The sequence below is a fragment of the Butyrivibrio sp. NC3005 genome (genome assembly GCF_000424545.1).
Lineage (GTDB): Bacteria > Bacillota > Clostridia > Lachnospirales > Lachnospiraceae > Butyrivibrio.
The window spans coordinates 1-18858 of sequence record NZ_AUKC01000005.1 but is presented as its reverse complement, the minus strand read 5'-3'; the positions used below and the strand labels follow the sequence as shown (position 1 = coordinate 18858).

General features: G+C 34.2%; 15 protein-coding genes. 10 read left to right on the top strand and 5 right to left on the bottom strand.

The window, feature by feature from the left end:
• Positions 1–190 precede the first annotated feature (190 nt).
• The 10 genes from G634_RS20040 to G634_RS0101750 all read left to right on the top strand — a co-directional run bounded on the left by G634_RS20040 (position 191) and on the right by G634_RS0101750 (position 13088).
• Positions 191–1273 (top strand): M15 family metallopeptidase, encoded by a 1083-nt coding sequence (locus G634_RS20040; protein ID WP_051233624.1) that lies wholly within the window; start codon positions 191–193, stop codon positions 1271–1273.
• Between the two features lie 172 nt (positions 1274–1445).
• Positions 1446–2630 (top strand): tRNA guanosine(34) transglycosylase Tgt, encoded by a 1185-nt coding sequence (tgt, locus tag G634_RS0101790; protein ID WP_026503853.1) that lies wholly within the window; start codon positions 1446–1448, stop codon positions 2628–2630.
• 91 nt (positions 2631–2721) lie between these two features.
• Positions 2722–3081 (top strand): preprotein translocase subunit YajC, encoded by a 360-nt coding sequence (gene yajC, locus G634_RS0101785; protein WP_026503852.1) that lies wholly within the window; start codon positions 2722–2724, stop codon positions 3079–3081.
• Positions 3082–3353: 272 nt separating this feature from the next.
• The gene (gene leuB / locus G634_RS0101780) at positions 3354–4448 is read left to right on the top strand and encodes a 3-isopropylmalate dehydrogenase (RefSeq protein WP_026503851.1); all 1095 of its coding nucleotides are present in this window, start codon (positions 3354–3356) and stop codon (positions 4446–4448) included.
• 35 nt (positions 4449–4483) lie between these two features.
• Positions 4484–6151 (top strand): glycosyltransferase family 39 protein, encoded by a 1668-nt coding sequence (locus G634_RS0101775; protein WP_155830488.1) that lies wholly within the window; start codon positions 4484–4486, stop codon positions 6149–6151.
• A gap of 18 nt (positions 6152–6169) precedes the next feature.
• Positions 6170–7834, top strand: a complete 1665-nt coding sequence (ilvD, locus tag G634_RS0101770) for a dihydroxy-acid dehydratase (protein ID WP_026503849.1) — start codon at positions 6170–6172, stop codon at positions 7832–7834.
• A gap of 22 nt (positions 7835–7856) precedes the next feature.
• Positions 7857–9530, top strand: coding sequence for a biosynthetic-type acetolactate synthase large subunit (gene ilvB, locus G634_RS0101765; RefSeq protein WP_026503848.1), 1674 nt, complete (start codon positions 7857–7859; stop codon positions 9528–9530).
• Positions 9530–11023, top strand: coding sequence for a L,D-transpeptidase (locus tag G634_RS20035; protein WP_051233623.1), 1494 nt, complete (start codon positions 9530–9532; stop codon positions 11021–11023). The genes ilvB and G634_RS20035 overlap by 1 nt, the downstream gene beginning before the upstream one ends.
• 106 nt (positions 11024–11129) lie before the next feature.
• Entirely contained in the window at positions 11130–11480 is a 351-nt protein-coding gene (locus G634_RS0101755; protein ID WP_026503847.1) for a PilZ domain-containing protein, read from the top strand.
• A gap of 393 nt (positions 11481–11873) precedes the next feature.
• Positions 11874–13088, top strand: a complete 1215-nt coding sequence (locus G634_RS0101750; protein WP_026503846.1) for a GGDEF domain-containing protein — start codon at positions 11874–11876, stop codon at positions 13086–13088.
• A 4-nt stretch (positions 13089–13092) separates the two neighbouring features.
• On the opposite strand, the gene G634_RS0101745 is transcribed toward G634_RS0101750, so the two are convergent.
• From G634_RS0101745 to G634_RS0101725, 5 genes are all read right to left on the bottom strand, one after another.
• Positions 13093–13740: a response regulator gene (locus G634_RS0101745; protein ID WP_035798559.1), complete on the bottom strand. Its 648-nt coding sequence runs from the start codon at positions 13738–13740 to the stop codon at positions 13093–13095.
• Positions 13741–13766: 26 nt separating this feature from the next.
• Positions 13767–14363 (bottom strand): sensor histidine kinase, encoded by a 597-nt coding sequence (locus tag G634_RS21315; protein WP_196805271.1) that lies wholly within the window; start codon positions 14361–14363, stop codon positions 13767–13769.
• A 391-nt stretch (positions 14364–14754) separates the two neighbouring features.
• Positions 14755–15921: an ABC transporter permease gene (locus G634_RS0101735; RefSeq protein ID WP_026503844.1), complete on the bottom strand. Its 1167-nt coding sequence runs from the start codon at positions 15919–15921 to the stop codon at positions 14755–14757.
• Complete coding sequence (locus G634_RS0101730) at positions 15908–17050, bottom strand: ABC transporter permease (protein ID WP_026503843.1); 1143 nt, start codon at positions 17048–17050, stop codon at positions 15908–15910. Before G634_RS0101730 ends, G634_RS0101735 begins: the two co-directional genes overlap by 14 nt.
• On the bottom strand, positions 17050–17991 hold the full coding sequence (locus tag G634_RS0101725) for an ABC transporter ATP-binding protein (protein ID WP_026503842.1): 942 nt from the start codon (positions 17989–17991) through the stop codon (positions 17050–17052). The genes G634_RS0101730 and G634_RS0101725 overlap by 1 nt, the downstream gene beginning before the upstream one ends.
• Between the last annotated feature and the right edge of the window lie 867 nt (positions 17992–18858).

Genomic DNA, 18858 nt, shown 5'->3' with positions numbered 1-18858 from the left:
AAAATGCCTCCTAAAATATTTTCAATACAAAAATGTAATAAACAGTAACCATTATAACATTTCTTTAATGAAAATAAATTTAAAAATAAAATAATCAAAAAAATCTTCAAAATATTCGAAAAAGTATTATAATAATATTATGTATTTCCGTTAATTTGAATAGATAATTCGAAAATAAGGGGAGCGGGAAATGAATAAAAGGGTTGATCAGTTTGAACCTACTTATAGGGAAAAGCAGGTTCGGATTATTAAAAATTTTGTCCGGGAGCATAAGAAATTTAAATTTCTTGGACAAATAGCTATAATTCTTGTTTTCTTTATAACTGCAATTGGAGGGAAAGTTATAGATAATAGAAAAAGAATTGTAGCTATATGCATAACGTGCCTTTTCTTTTTTGCATCAAGCAGTTTTTCGTATCCTACGTATGAATCAGATACAGGCGAGCAAAATCCAGTAGGCTTAAAAAAAGAGTTGGCAGAAAATCAAAAATCAATTTCAAAGTCAGATAATTCCAATAGAAACAATAATAAAAAAAATATAGACAGTGACAATTATGCTGAAGAACTTCTAGTAGATGGAAATGGAGAACTTCTCGGAAAAGTAGGCAAAGATGATCAGATTTCTTTTGATCAGATAATAATATCAGATGATCAAAAGGTAGATGAAAAAGCCAACAGTGATGAAGATGAGAAATTTTCTTCTAGTGACTGGAATTTAATTCTGGTAAACAAACAACATCCAATTCCGGAAGGATATCAATTTCCAACAGCAGAAGTTACAAATGGTGGTAAAGTTTGCGATGCAAGAATTATTGAACCAATGAAAAAAATGTTTTCGGATGCAAGGAAAGAAGGTATAAATCTAGTTATCTGTTCGCCATATAGAAGCCATGATAGACAAGAAATGCTATTCAATAGAAAAGTTGATTATTATTTGAATAATGGTTGCGATTATATGGATGCCTATACTCTTGCTGCTCAGGCAGTTACAATTCCTGGATCTTCCGAACATGAACTAGGACTTGCAATGGACATTATTTCTGATAATTATTGCATGCTTGATGAAGGCTTTGGAGATACTCCTGCGGGTAAATGGCTTGAGAATAACAGTTACAAATATGGTTTTGTAGTTCGTTATCTTAAAGGAAAGGAATCTGTTACAGGAATAGAATTCGAGCCTTGGCACATGAGATATGTTGGAACAGCCGCAGCAAAGATTATGCATGCACAAAACATCTGCCTTGAAGAGTTTTGGGATAAGTATATATTCTAAATTTGTTTTTTATGTGGTATTTGATTTAAAAAAGAAATACGTGTATAATGTATATGCTTTTATGATATTAGTTAAACAAATATTTGTTTTAACACATCATATGGAAATTTTGTTTAGAATCGAGTAGGGGAAATAATCCTACTCGATTAATTTTTCATAGAGGTTAGGAATTATGTATCATCTTTTAAAAACAGAAGGACGTGCCAAACGCGGAGAGCTTGTCACAGTTCATGGAACAATACAGACACCCGTTTTTATGAATGTTGCTACAGTTGCAGCTATTAAAGGCGGAGTATCTACAGAAGATCTTGAAGGCATTAACAATCAGGTTGTACTTTGCAATACATATCATCTTCATCTTCGTCCAGGAGATGAGACAGTTTACAGAATGGGTGGACTTCATAAGTTCATGTCCTGCAACAAGCCTATTCTCACAGATTCTGGCGGATTTCAGGTATTTTCTCTTTCACAGAATCGTAGAATTCGTGAAGAAGGTGTTTATTTCCATTCACATATTGATGGTCATAAACTTTTTATGGGACCAGAAGAGAGTATGAGAATTCAGTCTCATCTTGGATCAACTATAGCTATGGCATTTGATGAGTGTCCTTCAGCACGAGCTGATAAAGAATATGTTCAACATTCTGTTGATCGTACAACAAGATGGCTTGAAAGATGTAAAAGGGAAATGGATAGGCTTAACCAGCTTCCATATACAGTTAATCCAAATCAGATGCTGTTTGGTATCAATCAGGGAGCTATTTTTGATGATATACGAATTGAACATGCCAAGAGAATAAGAGAACTTAATCTTGATGGATATGCGGTTGGAGGACTTGCGGTTGGAGAGAGTCATGAAGAAATGTATCATGTTTTAGAACAGGTAGTTCCTTATCTTCCGCAGGATAAACCAACATATTTGATGGGAGTTGGTACACCTCAGAATATACTTGAAGGTGTAGAGAGAGGAATTGATTTCTTTGATTGCGTATATCCTAGCAGAAATGGAAGACATGGGCATGTTTATACTAATAAGGGAAAAATGAATCTTTTGAATGCCCGTTTTGAGCTTGATTCAAGACCAATCGAAGAAGGCTGTCAGTGTCCTGCATGTCGCAGATATTCAAGAGGTTATATCAGACACCTTCTTAAGTCAGGAGAGATGCTCGGAATGCGCTTATGCGTACTCCATAATCTTTATTTCTATAATACAATGATGAAGGAAATAAGAGAAGCGCTTGATAATGGAGAATTTGCTTCATACAAGAAGAAGAAGCTTGATGGAATGCTTGAATATGATAATGAGATTCTTTCTGCGCCTGGAAGCGATATAGCTAAAAACTGGCGAAAAGGATAAAATAAATACGCAAAAAACTTGTATCATAGTCTTTTTTTGTGTATTATGAATAAAGTGATTTTTTATCAAAAATGATTTTGGAGGAAGAAAAATGTCCGGATTATTCTTAAGCGCATTAGATAGTGCAGCAGCACCAGCAGCTCTTGGGACAAGCTACTATTTCATAGTTTTAGCAGTGATGATCGCTATCATGTATTTCATTACAATTCGTCCGCAACGTAAGCAGGAAAAAGAGAAGTCTGCTATGATGAATACACTTGCAGTTGGAGACAGTGTTCGTACAACAGGTGGATTTATCGGAACTTTGGTTGCAATTTATGATGATAAGGTTATCGTTGAATTTGGAAGCAATAAAAACTGCCGTATTCCTATGTATAAAGAGGCAATTGTTGCAGTTGAGAAACCAGAAGATGCTGTAAAGGCAGAGTCTGCCAAAAAAGAGAAGAAATAATTTTTAATGAGATTTTTAAACAGGAAGTTTATGTAAAATCATAGGCTTCCTGTATTTTTATTTAGTAATAAATTAATTGTTGATAGAATAAACAGAATAATGTTAATTTTGCACCTTGTATTTTGAATAAAATTAAGATAGTATTGAAAATGACTTTCTTGCAGTGACGCGTTAAAACGTAATAATGATTAATTTAAACTGTAATAAAGATTGTTGCTAAAGTTTAATAAGCTATGGCTAAAAATACGCAAAATGGGAAGGAGCAAAAAGTTATGAAGTTAAAGATAACATGCATACCGGGAGATGGCATAGGGCCTGAAATTGTAGATCAGGCTAAACGTGTTCTAGATAAAATTGGAAGTGTGTACAATCATGAAATTGAATATACAGATATTTTGATGGGTGGATGTTCAATAGATAAGTATGGTGAGCCGCTTACAGATGAAGCAATTGAAAAAGCAAAGAGCGCAGATGCTGTATTAATGGGATCAATTGGTGGAAATACAGTTACTTCTCCCTGGTACAAATTGCCTCCTGAAAAGCGTCCTGAGGCAGGCCTTCTGAAAATAAGAAAAGCGCTTGGACTTTTTGCCAATTTAAGACCGGCATATTTGTATCCAGAACTTCGAGAAGCTTGTCCGCTTAAAGAATCAACAGGAGAAAAAGGCTTTGACCTTTTGATAATGAGGGAATTAACAGGTGGTCTTTATTTTGGTAAAAGAAAAACCGAAGAAATAAATGGCGAGCAAGTTGCTACAGACACTCTTGTTTACAGTGAGCACGAAATAAGAAGAATAGCAGTAAGAGCTTTTGAAGTTGCTATGAAACGCAATAAAAAAGTTACAAGTGTAGATAAGGCAAATGTATTAGATTCATCAAGACTTTGGAGAAAAGTTGTAAATGAAGTAGCAAAGGGGTATCCTGAAGTCGAACTTGAACATATGCTTGTAGATAATTGTGCAATGCAGCTTGTTAAATCACCTTCTCAGTTTGATGTTATTCTTACAGAGAATATGTTTGGAGATATACTTTCAGATGAGGCATCTATGATTACAGGTTCAATAGGAATGCTTTCAAGTGCATCTCTTAATGAAACAAGTTTTGGACTTTATGAACCTAGTCATGGAAGTGCACCGGATATTGCAGGAAAAGATATTGCAAATCCAATTGCAACAATTCTTTCAGCAGCTATGATGCTTCGATATACTTTTAATTTGGAAAAAGAAGCAAATGCTATTGAAGATGCAATTAAGAATGTTCTTAAAGAAGGGTATCGCAGTCAGGATTTAAAAAATTCTGATACTTCGCAGGATAAAATATGTGGTTGTAAAAAAATGGGAGATTTGATTGTAGAAAGAATTCGATAAATAAATTGGATTCTTTTATAATCATAGATAGTTATATGAATACAAAAGAGAATCCAGTTTCAGCAAAGAATGCAGTATCATCTAATACGGCGACTACAGAAGAAAAAAGAAGTTTCATAGAAATAATATCAGATCCACAGAATATGGTATTTACACTGATACTTATTGCATTTTCCTTGTATTATATTTGGAGAATGTTTTATTTAAGTCCCTCATATAGAGAACTTCACGATTACTATTATTTTATTAGCAGGAGTCCATTTCGTGTAATGACACATTGGAGTAGTGAGGGCAATCATGTAGGGTACAATTTTATCAGTAGTTTTTTAAATTTAACAGGAAATTCTATGATAAGCCTAAGAGGCTTTAGCTGTATAGCAGCAATCAGCAATCTCATTCTTTTATACAGAATAATGAGAAGGTTGTCAGATACATGGCTTCCCATAGTTGCGGTAATCTTTTATTTGGGTTTTTATCAAGTTAATAATTGCAGTGTGCTTGGAAGAGGATACTGTTTCTCAACTTTTTATTTCCTGTTGTGTTTTTATATGCTTACAAGATTGAACGTAACCTATAGTTTTGACAGGAAACAATACATTATCTTCACGAGTATTATTGCATGCGCATTATATGTACTTCCCTGGAATGTATGCTGGGTTATACCTACAACAGCAGCCGTAGTGTTCTATCTTTTTCTTAATGGTTTTAGGACCAGAAAGGTTAGCGGAAAATGGTACAATAACAACTATTATTCTCAGCTGTTTAGTATCCTTTTATGTGCAATGATTGCATTTGCAATAGACGGATTTTTGTATCTTATATTGATTGTTTCTATAGGGACGCAGAGTATTTTAGGAAAAGATGCTGGATTTATCAAGACTATTGTAACCTTTCCCAAAAAACCTGGACGTATCCTAACTGTTGGAACAGATTTATTTCTTCAGCCTTTTGGAGCACAGAAAATTGAAGGTGATACCTATTCAAAGAGGTGGGTGAATTTTGTATACGGACTATCTAATGATTTTGCAAAGGGACTTGGATGGATTCTGATAGGATTTGGGGCAATAGCGCTGATTTTTCTTTTTCTTGAATGTGTCAGACATTTTGAAGAAAGTAGGACAATCATACGACTTATTCTGATATTTGTTCAGCTATGGATGCCTTTTGAACTTATTTTTACCAACAATATTCCGGAGAATAGCACCTTTATGTATATGGGGGTGTGTATGGCTATGTCTATAGTTGTTGTAATCAAAAATATTGTTGTTATATGTCAGGCTCTAAAAGCAAAGATAATTAAAAGTTTTTTTGCAAAGAAAAATAAAAAAGCAGATTCGGAAAAAGATTATATTATACCCGAAAAATACTTAAAAGCATCATTTTGGATTCCTATATTAGCTGCTATTTATTTTTTCTTTAGACTTGTATTTGGACAGATTTTTTATATTCCTTATGAAAATGACACAGATGAATTGTATCAGGCTTTTGTGATGGTGCGTTCTAATAAGTTCAATAAAGTATATGTTTTAGATGATACACAAAGATATATGATTGATTTTATGTATGGCAAAATACCTTGCAGCGATACAATACAGGATTGTGATTTTGTATTGTTAAAACAAGGTATGGATGAGAGTAAGGCACTAATAAGTGGCCTGCATGTAACGTATGAAAACAATAGTTATATTCTATTGACAAAATAGTTTTGGTAGGAGGTTTCTATGAATAGTGATCGTGTTTTGAGGGGATTGCAGCAGGCACCCCACAGAAGTCTTTTTAATGCATTAGGATTTACAGAAGAAGAAAAGAAAAAGCCGCTGATTGGAATAGTGAGCTCACAAAGTGAGATAATCCCGGGACATATGGAACTTGATCGTATTGCACAGGCTGTAAAAATGGGAGTTGCAGAGGCAGGAGGCATGCCAGTAATCGTTCCGGCTATTGCTGTCTGTGATGGAATAGCAATGGGACATATTGGAATGAAATATTCTCTTGTTACAAGAGATTTGATTGCAGATTCCACAGAGTGCCTTGCAATGGCACATGGTTTTGATGCTCTTGTAATGATTCCTAACTGTGACAAGAATGTTCCGGGACTTTTGATGGCAGCAGCAAGAGTCAACATTCCTACTATCTTTGTTTCAGGTGGTCCAATGCTCGCTGGTGTAGTTGATGGCAGAAGACGTTCACTTTCATCTATGTTCGAGGCTGTAGGTCAGGTAACAGCGGGTACACTTACAAAAGAACAGCTTGCAGAGTATGAAGAAAAAGTCTGTCCTACATGTGGTAGTTGCAGCGGTATGTACACAGCGAACTCTATGAACTGCCTTACAGAAGCAATCGGAATGGGGCTTAGAGGAAATGGTACAATTCCAGCTGTTTACAGCGCGCGTATCCGTCTGGCCAAGAAGGCAGGATATCAAATAATGGAGCTTCTTAAGAATAATATAAGACCAAGAGATATTATGACAGATAAGGCATTTGAGAATGCTTTGGCTGTGGACATGGCACTTGGATGCTCTACCAATACCATGCTTCATATTCCTGCAATTGCACATGAAGCAGGCGTTGAAATAGATATGGAATATGTAAATGAGATTTCAGCCAGAACTCCAAACTTATGTCACCTTGCTCCGGCAGGTCCTACCTATATGGAACAGCTTGACAGAGCAGGCGGCGTGTATGCAGTTATGAAAGAACTTACTAAAAAAAATCTTCTTCACACAGATCTTATTACTTGTACAGGTAAAACTGTTGGAGAGAACCTTGAAAATGTTGTTAACTTTGATCCTGAAGTTATCAGACCTATAGAGAATCCATACCTTCAGAATGGTGGAATTGCAGTACTTAAAGGAAACCTTGCACCTGATACAGGTGTAGTAAAAAGAGCTGCAGTGGCTCCTGAAATGCTTGTACATGAAGGACCTGCAAGAGTATTTGATTGTGAAGAAGATGCAATCGAAGCAATTCTTGGTGGAAAGATTGTTGATGGTGATGTTGTTATCATTAGATATGAAGGACCAAAAGGTGGCCCAGGAATGAGAGAAATGCTTAATCCTACATCTGCAATTGCTGGAATGGGACTTGGTTCAACAGTGGCTCTTATTACAGACGGAAGATTCTCAGGAGCCAGCAGAGGAGCATCTATTGGACATGTTTCGCCAGAGGCAGCAGTTGGAGGTCCAATTGCACTTGTAGAGGAAGGCGATATTATTTCTATTGATATTAATAACAACACTCTTAATGTGAAGATTTCTGATGAAGAAATGGATAGAAGAAGAGCATTATGGAAGCCTAGAAAGCCAAAAGTAACAGGAGGATATCTTTCAAGATACGAAAAACTTGTTACAAGTGGTAACAAAGGTGCGATACTTGAGAATAAATGATATAAGGTAAGGAGTATAATCAATGGTTTTAAACGGTGCAGAGATCGTGTTGAAGTGCTTGAAGGAGCAGGGGGTTGATACAGTATTCGGATATCCAGGAGGAACGATTCTCAACATTTATGATGAACTCTATAAACATCAGGATGAGTTTTTTCATATATTGACAAGCCATGAGCAGGGGGCAGCACATGCAGCAGATGGATATGCTAGAGCTACAGGAAAAGTTGGCGTTTGTATGGCAACATCAGGACCTGGATCTACTAATCTTGTAACAGGAATAGCTACAGCATATATGGATAGTGTCCCTATGGTCGCAATTACATGTAACGTTGTGCTTCCAGCTCTTGGTAAAGATTCCTTTCAGGAAGTTGATATGAACGGAATAACAATGCCGATTACAAAGCATGGCTTTATTGTTAAGGATATTAATAAGCTGGCAGATACTATTAGAAGGGCTTTTGAAATAGCAAGAACAGGAAGACCAGGTCCAGTTACTGTTGATATAACCAAAGACGTTACAGCAGCTAAATGTGAGTATATTCCAGAGCAAATTGCAGAAAAAAAGACTGTGAAAAAGTATACTAGGGAAGAAATCAAAAACGTTGCAAAACTTATAACAAGCTCCAAACGTCCGTTTATTTATGTTGGCGGAGGTGCTATTATTTCCGGCGCATCAAAAGAACTAAAAGAGTTTGCACATAAGATTCAGGCTCCTGTGTGTGATACACTTATGGGAAAAGGAGCATTTAATGGTCATGATGAGCTGTATACTGGAATGATTGGAATGCATGGCACTAAAACTTCAAATTTTGGCGTTAGTGAGTGTGACTTGCTTATAACCTGTGGAGCACGTTTTTCTGATAGAGTAATAGGAAATGCCAAAACTTTCGCAAAGAATGCCAAGATAGTACAGTTTGACATTGATGCTGCAGAAATAAACAAGAATGTTTTAACTGACGCTTCAATAGTGGGCGATTTGAAAGACATATTGTCTGATCTGAATGAAGAATTAACAGATCTTAACCATGATGAGTGGATAAGAAAGATAAAAGGATTGGAAGAAAAGTTCCCGCTTGAATATAACAAAGATGCTCTTACTTGCCCTTATATCATGGAGAAAATTGATGAACTTACAAATGGCGAAGCTATCATAACAACAGATGTAGGTCAACATCAGATGTGGGCAGCGCAGTACTATAAATATAAGAATCCTAGAAGTTTTATCACAAGCGGCGGTCTAGGAACAATGGGATATGGACTTGGAGCAGTTATAGGAGCTAAAGCAGGCAGACCGGATAAGGTATGTATTAATATTGCTGGTGATGGATGTTTTAGAATGAATATGAATGAACTTGCTACTGCAAGTAGGTATAACATTCCAATCATAGAAGTTATTATAGATAACCATGTTTTAGGAATGGTCAGACAGTGGCAGAATCTCTTTTATGGTAAAAGGTATAGCCAGACAGTCCTTGAAGATAAAGTAGATTACTGCAAAGTTGCAGAGGGACTTGGATGTAAAGCCATAAAGGTTACAACTAAAGAAGAAGCTGATGCGGCATTAAAAGAAGCTTTAGAGTCAAATGGACCTGTTGTTATCGATGTAGTTGTTGATAAAGATGAGAAAGTATTTCCAATGGTTCCAGCTGGTAAACCGATAAGTGAAGCATTTGATGCAAAGGATCTTAAAGATTGATGAAAACATTTGGTAAGTATTTTTTACGAACCATAATTTCAATCACGATTGTGATGGCGAGTGTATATTTTACACTTGCCTATCATTATCGCGACCGTTTTTTATTTGGAACATTTGCCAATGGGCAATACATCACAGGACTTACTCTTGATGAAGCCTCGAAGCTTTTATCTGAAACAGCTAAAGTTAATAGCTTGCAGGTTATAAGTAAGGATAAGCAGATATATGAACTGAATCTGCACAAATTTAACATTAATCTCGACTATTCCAAAAGTCTTCAAAAATTATTAAGAAATCAAAATTCATTTTCTTTTTTGGGAAATTTTACCAATAAACCCAAAGATAGTATTATAGTTCCAGACGTATCCATGAATGATGAGTTGTTGCTTAAAGAGGTGAGTTCATGGGATATTTTTCAAAAAAAATCCCAAAAAGGAATAAAAATAGTTTATCTGGTAGATGAAGGTTATAAGCTATTAGATACTACCAAAGATGTTCCGGACAAAGAACAGATATTTAATGTTATAAAAAAAGCAATAATAACAGGGAAAAAAAGAGTAGAATTAACTAAAAACAACGGATGTTATAAAAATTTACCTGTTTCTGCTAAAATGAAAACTGTTATGAATACCTACAAGAAGATAGAAAAAGCTCAAAGTACAGGTATAATCTACAAATTTGGGGGAAATGAGCAGGAATTGGATTCAATTCTTGCAGGAGCTATAGTAACTCAGGATGTGGTTGATATTGTTTCAAAAGAAAAGCGTAAGTCAAGGAAAGGTGAGGGCCTTTTTATAGTCAATAAAAAAGAAGTAAATTTTCCTAAAAAAATACATATAGAAAATGGTTTTGCAGTAGATGACAATTCTAACATCATAATAAGTGAATCTTTATTGTACGAGCAGATAGATGGCTTGTGTGGACACTATACAACAATTGACAAAAACAGAAATTTTAGAACTGCATTTGGAAAAATTATTCAGACAGATATTGGAAGCTATGGAAACATAATTGATACGGATGTTGAATTTAAATTTATAATAGATAGCATACTAAAAGAAAAAAAGGGTGTTCATGAGCCAAAATCTGTTATTCACACTTTTGCTGATTGTAATGATGATATTGGACAGACTTATGTTGAGATTGATATAAAAGGACAACATTTGTACTATTATGCTAATGCGCAACTTGTAATGGATTGCGAAATAGTGACAGGAAATGAAAAACTAAAAAGAAACACTCCAACAGGAGTTTATTATGTGTACTCAAAGAGTCGAAACAGATATTTAAGAGGACCAGGATATATATCCTACGTTAAATACTGGATGGCTGTATATAAAGGGGTAGGAATGCATGATGCTTCATGGAGACAGGATTTTGGAAACAAAATTTATAAGACAAGCGGTTCTCATGGTTGCATTAATATGTCGACTCAAAATGCTAAAACTTTGTATGGAATTGTAAAGATAGGGACTCCGGTTGTGATATACTAAAGATTTTTTATAGACAACAAAACTTATAAGCGATATAATTTAAATGTAATTTCGTTTTTGATAGTGCTGTTTTGGATATGGATTTTTCTAAGAAGGGAAATCGTGTATGGAAGAGAGAAGAAGAGTTAGACGCCTCGATCTTACCGGTTCAATTATCATAAAAGCGCTTGGTGATGATACTGGAGGCGAAGAAGAAGCTCAAATCACAGTAACGGACTGTTCACGTTTTGGAATAGGCTTTTTATGTGACAAACAATTGATGATTGGAGATATTTATGAAGCATCTCTGACTATATGGACTAAAGAAACACTGGTTGTTTTTTTACAGATTGTCAGATCAGAGAAACTTGAAGAAGGTTATAAATATGGATGTATCTTTATAGGAATGCCAGATACAGATAGAAAAAGGATTGAAGTTTACGAAACTGTTGAAATGTTGATTCCGCAAAATGAATAAAGTTAAAAGATAAAGACTACTGCTTACATATATTGTGTAAGCAGTAATTTTTTTGAATAAAATGTCGATATTTAAAAAAGAATGACTTCTTGTCACTTACATTCAGAAACTCGCATTTACTGCGAGTTTCGTGAGAACAAAAATCAAGTGGCAAACTGGTCCAAGGCGAAGCCTTTTTAAATGGCCAGTTTGCGTAGTTTTTGGAACGTAGTGACAAAAATCTATGACTTCTTGCTGAGATTTAGGATAATCATCAGCAAGAATCCTGCTTTGCAGGACAAAATTTGTCTTAACGACAAATTTTGGTCTGGTACGGTTATTGATTTTCCTGATGAAAACAATAACCTATAGATTTTCGGGAAGATTATTAAAGCACCCAGTGAGGATGTTTGTATGAATTTTGGAGTTGATAATTATAGACTTAATTTTATTAAATTATATACAGTAATAAGCATTTTGTGTATCGCTTTATTCGCTTTTGTTGCCTTAAGAGAACGTTATTCTTCTGTTTATACAAGAGGAAGGACATATGGGAAATATGTTTCGATACTTGGAAGCGGAATGATAGTGCTTAATACTATATGGAAGTGGATAGATGCTGGAATTATTATTTGTTCAGAAAGAGCTGCGCTTATAGTAAATTTTGTTTATTTTATTTTTGATATAATGATTTATTATAATCTGACGCTTTATTATGACTATTCTTGTGGGCAGATTTATTCAAAGAAAAAGAAATTATTATTATTTATACCATTTGGATTTACACTGTTTCTGGAAGTTCTCAATTTAAAATATAGATTTTTGTATAATATAGTGTATGATTCAACCATCCATGCATATCATTATGAAAGAGGAGAACTGTTTCTTTTAGGAAGTTTGTTTCCATACGGAATAATGATAGGGAATGTAATAATGCGTTTTTACTCATACATTAAAAATAATATGAGTACTAGAGAAAAAAATGAGTATCATGTTATATACATTATGTTTTTGTCTGCTGCTATAAGTATATCTGCTCTAATAAATACTCAGCTTGATCCTATTCCGGTATATTCTATAGTTCTTGCATTGGGCGTATATATGTATTATTTTCATGAAGTTGAATCACAGGTTTCGCTTGATTCATTGACAAAACTTTCTAATAAAAGAGAAATGTATTTTGTTATGGGAAGGCAGATTGAAAATATTAAAAATATTTCAGGAAAAAAATTATGGCTTATTATGATAGATGCCAATGATTTTAAAGCGATAAATGATGGCTTTGGTCATGACATTGGTGACAAGGCTCTTATAGAAATAGCAGATGCTATGCGAAAAATAGCCGGAATGTACAGAGAATACAGATGCTTTATTTTTCGCTTTGGCGGTGATGAATTTGGCATAATAATGGTTGCAGAGGATGAAGAACCAGTTAATAATCTTATTACTCAAATAAATAATTACCTTGAAGCATATACCAAAAATGAAAAAATCGAGTACAAGATATCTCTTTCGTTTGGATATTGCTTTTATGAATCATGGATGGATAAAAGTGATTTTATCAAAAAAGCTGATAATATGCTTTATGAAAACAAAAAGAAATATCATCTACTCAATCAAAAGAATTAGAAAATCAGTTAAGGTTGTTCTGCGTTTTGAGATAGAAAATTGCAAGCTGTGTTCTATCTCTTAGATTAAGCTTTTCAAGCATTGAAGAAAGATAGTTTCTGACAGTACCTTCAGAAAGAAAGAGTTTTTGCGAGATTTCTTTGTTGGAGAATCCGTCAGAGACAAGTTGCATTACTTCGAATTCTTTTTCAGTGATTTCATATTTTTTGTAGTCAAAAGAGTTGGAAGATTTTGCAGACATAAGAGTTGGAAGTTTATTGACAATAGCACCTCCAAAAACGCTCTGTCCGTCTATTGCGGCGTGAATAGCAGCAGGTAGAGCTTTATAGTCTTGCTTTAAAAGATATCCTCTTACACCTAGTTTTAATGCCTTAACAATGTATTCCTCGTCAGAAAAAGTTGTAAGGAATAGTATAGCGGCATCTTTATGGGTAGATAGAATCTTATCAGCAGCATCTAAGCCGTTCATATTCTCCATTCGTATATCCATTAATAGCAAATCAGGTTTTAGTTCTTCAAATAAGGATATAGCTTCAACTCCACTGCATCCTTTTCCAACAATCGTAAAATCAGGATCAGCAGAAATAATCATTTCCAGTGACATGGTAATAAGTTCATCATCATCGATTATTAGTATTCTTTTCTTGTCCATTATCAATCCTTTTATACTCCCAGAAATTATAGTTGAAAGGGAAGTCTTGCAAATACAGTGAAGCCGTTATTGCTATAAAAATAAGCATCTCCTCCTAGTTGCCTTGCCCTCTGTCTTATATTATTTAAACCAATACCATTGCAGTTTTCAAGAGATATTTTATCTTTTTCTTCACTTGTTAAAGTTCCATTATCATATACAGATAAACTGCAAAAACTGTAGTTTTGATGAAGGATTATTTTAACACAGTCACCATTGCTGTGTTTTAAAATATTATTGACAGCCTCTTTTAAAATTCCTATAAGAGCAAGTTTGACATTTTTGGGAATAGATTCGTCGCAGTCAATTTCGCTTAATATTGTAAATCCATTTAATTCGTTTATAATTTCGTTTATATTTTTTTCCAAATCAATAGAATCATCATATAGATCGTGGACAGATTCACGCATTTTTTTCATAGACTCATCTAAAGTGTCTGAAAGCATTTTTAATTGTGGATTGATTTTTTCGTCACTGTTAACTGTAGTAATCGCACCCAGCAAAAGGATAGATCTTGATAATAGATGACCGACATTATCATGAATTTCTCTTGCAATCCGGTTTCTTTCGGCTAATGTAGCCAAGTGTACTTGTTCATCTTGGCTTGATAACAATTTTTTGTTCTTTTCCTTTAGAATAGATTCCTGTTCTTTGCTTTCGTCATAGGTTTTGTGGAATCTTTTCTTGAATAAACACACTTTTTCGTATAGATAAAGCGAAATAAGAGTAAAGCATAAAACATATATGCAAGAAAAGCTGCGTAAAAGAACGTTATTTTTGCTGTAGATAATAAATGTAAAAGTTATCAGAAAAGGAATTAGAGTTAGAATTAGGCTTAGCTTTTTGTTCTTAAAAAGAATGCTGACTTCAAGAATAAAAAACATACAAAGAGACATTACAACTGTAACAGTTGTAACGCCGTTTGCGTTAATAAGAATCAAAAATCCTAGAAATTCAAATAATCTAATAACGATATCATACAGCATATTTTTCTTTTTTCCTTGAAATAATAAGACCTGCTGCGACAAAAATCAGTGCAAACGTAAATTGAATCACTAAATATAATACATATTTTGGACAAATAATGTCGCCTACAGGAGTTGTATCAACTAAGCGAGTAGCGGTTGTATACCAGTACAAAGGCAAAAAATGTGCTAATTTAATTATAGAGGCAGATAAAAATTCTACATCGACAAATACACCACACAAAAAGCTCATCGACAAAACTGTCATATTTGAAACCATATTAATGATATTGTCATTCAAAGAAATAGAGCTTATCATATATGCCATTCCCAATCCTGTTAACATAAGAACATAAGTGTTAATAGCATAGAATAATATTTTTCCATCTTTAAGTGCAGATAAATTGAAAAGAACAACAGATAAAATTACAAGTGTTGTTATTGCAAATCCGATAAGAGAAACGCCTCCGATAATAGCTACATTTCTCTTTGCAAAATGCATTCCGCTGACAGAAATACGGTTTTTTACATCTTTGTCTTTCATAAAGGTAAGTATAGAACCAATCGAAACGCATAAAATCATCAAAAGAGTATATCCGTTGAATCTGAACATTGCGCCAAAGTAAGAAATGTCATTTTCCTTGTTGGTATGTATTATTGACGGAGAGTCCTTAGTAATAGCTTCCATACTTTCTTTTGTGAGCTTTATTGCCTCCTCCTCCGAATAACCACTATCTAAATATATCACAACATCCTGCAAATATGTACGTAATTTCTCAGATAAAAGATATTCAGAAGCGTTATTTCCAGGAGAAATATATTCTACTGTGTTTTCGTTGTTGCCACTCTTTATTTTGCTTGAAAAATCTTTAGGAATAATAAGTGCATAGTTGTATATTCCAAAACGAATATTATCATTGATTTCTTTATAGTTAGAGGTCTTTATCATTTCGACTTCCTGAGTTGATGACAGATAGTCAATTAGACCTTTACTAATAACTGAGTTATCATCGTCTTTGATAGCAACATTAAGTACAGTTTCCTTGAAAATGCTGCTTGTATTTGTTGCATTTGCGTGTGCTGACATATTACCAAAAAGAATAAAGACAAATAAATAAATTATGATTGTAATCTTGTATTCTCTAACAGATTTTAAAATTGCTTTAAATACTGTCATAACTTCTCCTCCTAAGACAAAAACTGCTGATAAATAGTGAAAGAACAATTATCAAAACCATAATCAAAAGATTGGTATAGTATTCTTTTGTTTTTCCGTATGCAGAACAAATATATAAACTGTCAGTTATAAGGGCAGCAGGATTGATTTTATTAATAATTGGGCAATGGTATTGTATAATCTGCTTGATTTGTCCTACCATAAGTCCGCTGAAAAAAGAGCAGGTCATTGAAAATGCAAGCGGAATAGTAACACGTAAGGTTTGGTTTTTTATTACAGCTCCGATTAGAACACCCGTGCAGATTCCTACACCACTTCCCAAAGTAGTGATAAGAAGACTGTTCCACAATGAAATTCCAAAGTTTATACCTAATACATGTTCCATGTATAGAATAGCAATAGTGTTACTAAAGGACTGAAGTGTAAGTCCGGCAAGAATTCCAGCTGTGATTGCAGGCATTTTACGACTTGGCGAGCATTCAAAACGCATACCTACATTTGTCAGGTTGGCGCAAAAACCGTTAAGCATTGCTGTACTTATCCATGATGCAAATAGACATGACATGGATAATAATGAAAAAAAGTAGTTTAAATAAGGAGATACGTTATTTCCAAATTCATGTTCTTTTAAGAAAGAAACTGATTCGGTTAATTTTGCTATTGCATAATCCAGTTTTTGGGGATTATCTTTAGCGATATTTTTTATAACTATCTGAGTGTTGTCATATTCTCGGACTATCTGGTTTAATGTCGTAGATGTAATGCCATTTGAAGGAACAATTGTTTCAATGTCATCATTATTGTCAATGTAAAAACCATCTATTAGGCCGTCATTCATAGATTCTAAAGCTTTATCTTTGGAACAAAACTCAGTAACAGTTAGAATTTTTTTTCTATCCTTAGTATCTTTGGATAACTCATCAAGAACAGTCTTAAAATATGAGTTACTGTCAGCATTTACATAACCAACATTGATAGTAGAGAATTCATTTGGATCGTTTTTTATCATGTTTCCGAAACCAAGAAAAAAGGCAGTGGCAAGAACCAAAGGAAACACCATATTCCATCCGACAAGCCATGGCTTTTGGGATAATTCTTTTAATTTATAAAAATATATTCTCAAAAACATCAGTCTCTAAGCTCCTTTCCGGTAATTTCAAGGAAAACATCATTTAATGTAGGCAATTGAGTAGATACATGACCAAAAGGAATATTGTTATCTGTCAGGTAACTTAGTATATGTACGAGGTTGTGTTCGCCGCCATTACATTTGATAACAATATCATCCCCGTCTTCAACGATTTTATAAACATGGTTTATTTCCTTTAAATCAGACAGTATTTTAGGTGATTTTTCAGGAAGACCAATCCTGATTGATTCACGGTTGGTAAGCGAAGCTTTTAACTCGGCTGAAGTTCCATTTGCAATATTTTTTCCGTAATCCATAATGACAATTCTAGAACAAAGCTCCTCGACTTCCTCCATATAATGAGATGTATAAATGACAGTTGCGCCTTCTTTGTTCATCTTTTTAATACCTTCAAGAATTGCATTTCTGCTTTGCGGATCTACTGCAACAGTTGGCTCATCGAAAATTATAAGTTTTGGTTTATGTGCAATTCCGCAAGCAATGTTCAAACGCCTAAGTAGCCCTCCAGAAAGTTTTTTGGGCTTGTACTTTTTGTAATCGGTAAGTCCGGTAAAATCCAAAGCTTCTTCGACATATTGTTTGCGAAGCGATTTATCCTTGATATAAAGGCCGCAGAAAAAGTCAACATTTTCATATACGTTCAAAGTTTCAAGTACAGCCACATTTTGCATTACAACGCCAATTTGTCGTTTAATATCATATGCATCAGATTTCATGGGCTTTCCAAAAATCTTAATATCACCCTTATCGTATTGAAGAAGAGATAAAAGGCAGTTAATAGTAGTGGTTTTACCAGAACCATTAGGACCAAGAAGACCTAAAATTTCGCCTTCATTTATTTCAAGTGAAAAGTGATCAACTGCAACCTTCTCACCATATCTTTTTACGAGATTGTCGATAGATACAATATTTGAATTCATATACAACTCCTCCTGCGTTAAATGGTTGTGATTTGTAGTAGCTAACGAATCAGCTTGAATATATCATAGAAAAATTTTCCAAAAGGTGTTAGTGAATGGAGTCATTTATCCGATATGACATTTGTCACATGTTTTTGTGAAAAAGGTTATAGTATTTAATACACGAATACGTATTAAAAATGTAGCGAGTAGAGTTTGGAGACAGTATTAGTATATTTGATGTACATGTAGAAGTACAGGATTGTAAGAATGCAGGCATATTATATTGACATTACTTATATAAAAGCGTGATTATGACCGTGTTTTGTCCGATGATATTATGTTATAAAAAAGTTACAATGTTATCGCATTAACGATTTTTGAAAAAATATCAAAAAAAGTGTTGACGAAGAGGAAAAAAAGAGGTAATCTATAACACGTCGCAGCGAGCACCGCCGATAACAAATTAGCTCTCATGCAGTTGGTATCAAAAGTTGTCTCAAAAAAATTTTTTAAAAAGAGTTGACAAGCGACAGAAAAAGTATTAAAATTATTTTCGCTGTTGAACGGAACAGCACTAAGAACTTTGACAATTAAATAGTAATGCAACCCTGAAAATTCCAGCGTTTCAATTAAATTGAAACAAAAGAAATTCAGAGAACAAAACCTAACAAGGTAAATTATGATTGGTATAGTCACCAATCACCAATTGATTTTAAATCAATTGCGGAGCAGAATTATTCTGAGAAGTCAGTGTAATTCTGAACCAGAGAATAATTGGTATATAAAACTGAGAGTTCGATCCTGGCTCAGGATGAACGCTGGCGGCGTGCCTAACACATGCAAGTCGAACGGAGTTTGTAGAACGGAAGTCTTCGGATGGAAGAT

Excerpts from the sequence above, each read along its gene's own strand:
- ilvB (WP_026503848.1), top strand. The coding sequence starts at position 7,857 with ATGGTTTTAAACGGTGCAGAGATCGTGTTGAAGTGCTTGAAGGAGCAG.
- ilvD (WP_026503849.1), top strand. The coding sequence starts at position 6,170 with ATGAATAGTGATCGTGTTTTGAGGGGATTGCAGCAGGCACCCCACAGA.
- G634_RS20035 (WP_051233623.1), top strand. The coding sequence starts at position 9,530 with ATGAAAACATTTGGTAAGTATTTTTTACGAACCATAATTTCAATCACG.
- G634_RS0101755 (WP_026503847.1), top strand. The coding sequence starts at position 11,130 with ATGGAAGAGAGAAGAAGAGTTAGACGCCTCGATCTTACCGGTTCAATT.
- G634_RS0101745 (WP_035798559.1), bottom strand. The coding sequence starts at position 13,740 with ATGGACAAGAAAAGAATACTAATAATCGATGATGATGAACTTATTACC.
- G634_RS0101725 (WP_026503842.1), bottom strand. The coding sequence starts at position 17,991 with ATGAATTCAAATATTGTATCTATCGACAATCTCGTAAAAAGATATGGT.
- G634_RS20040 (WP_051233624.1), top strand. The coding sequence starts at position 191 with ATGAATAAAAGGGTTGATCAGTTTGAACCTACTTATAGGGAAAAGCAG.
- G634_RS0101730 (WP_026503843.1), bottom strand. The coding sequence starts at position 17,050 with ATGTTTTTGAGAATATATTTTTATAAATTAAAAGAATTATCCCAAAAG.
- leuB (WP_026503851.1), top strand. The coding sequence starts at position 3,354 with ATGAAGTTAAAGATAACATGCATACCGGGAGATGGCATAGGGCCTGAA.
- G634_RS0101735 (WP_026503844.1), bottom strand. The coding sequence starts at position 15,921 with ATGACAGTATTTAAAGCAATTTTAAAATCTGTTAGAGAATACAAGATT.
- G634_RS0101750 (WP_026503846.1), top strand. The coding sequence starts at position 11,874 with ATGAATTTTGGAGTTGATAATTATAGACTTAATTTTATTAAATTATAT.
- yajC (WP_026503852.1), top strand. The coding sequence starts at position 2,722 with ATGTCCGGATTATTCTTAAGCGCATTAGATAGTGCAGCAGCACCAGCA.
- tgt (WP_026503853.1), top strand. The coding sequence starts at position 1,446 with ATGTATCATCTTTTAAAAACAGAAGGACGTGCCAAACGCGGAGAGCTT.
- G634_RS0101775 (WP_155830488.1), top strand. The coding sequence starts at position 4,484 with ATGAATACAAAAGAGAATCCAGTTTCAGCAAAGAATGCAGTATCATCT.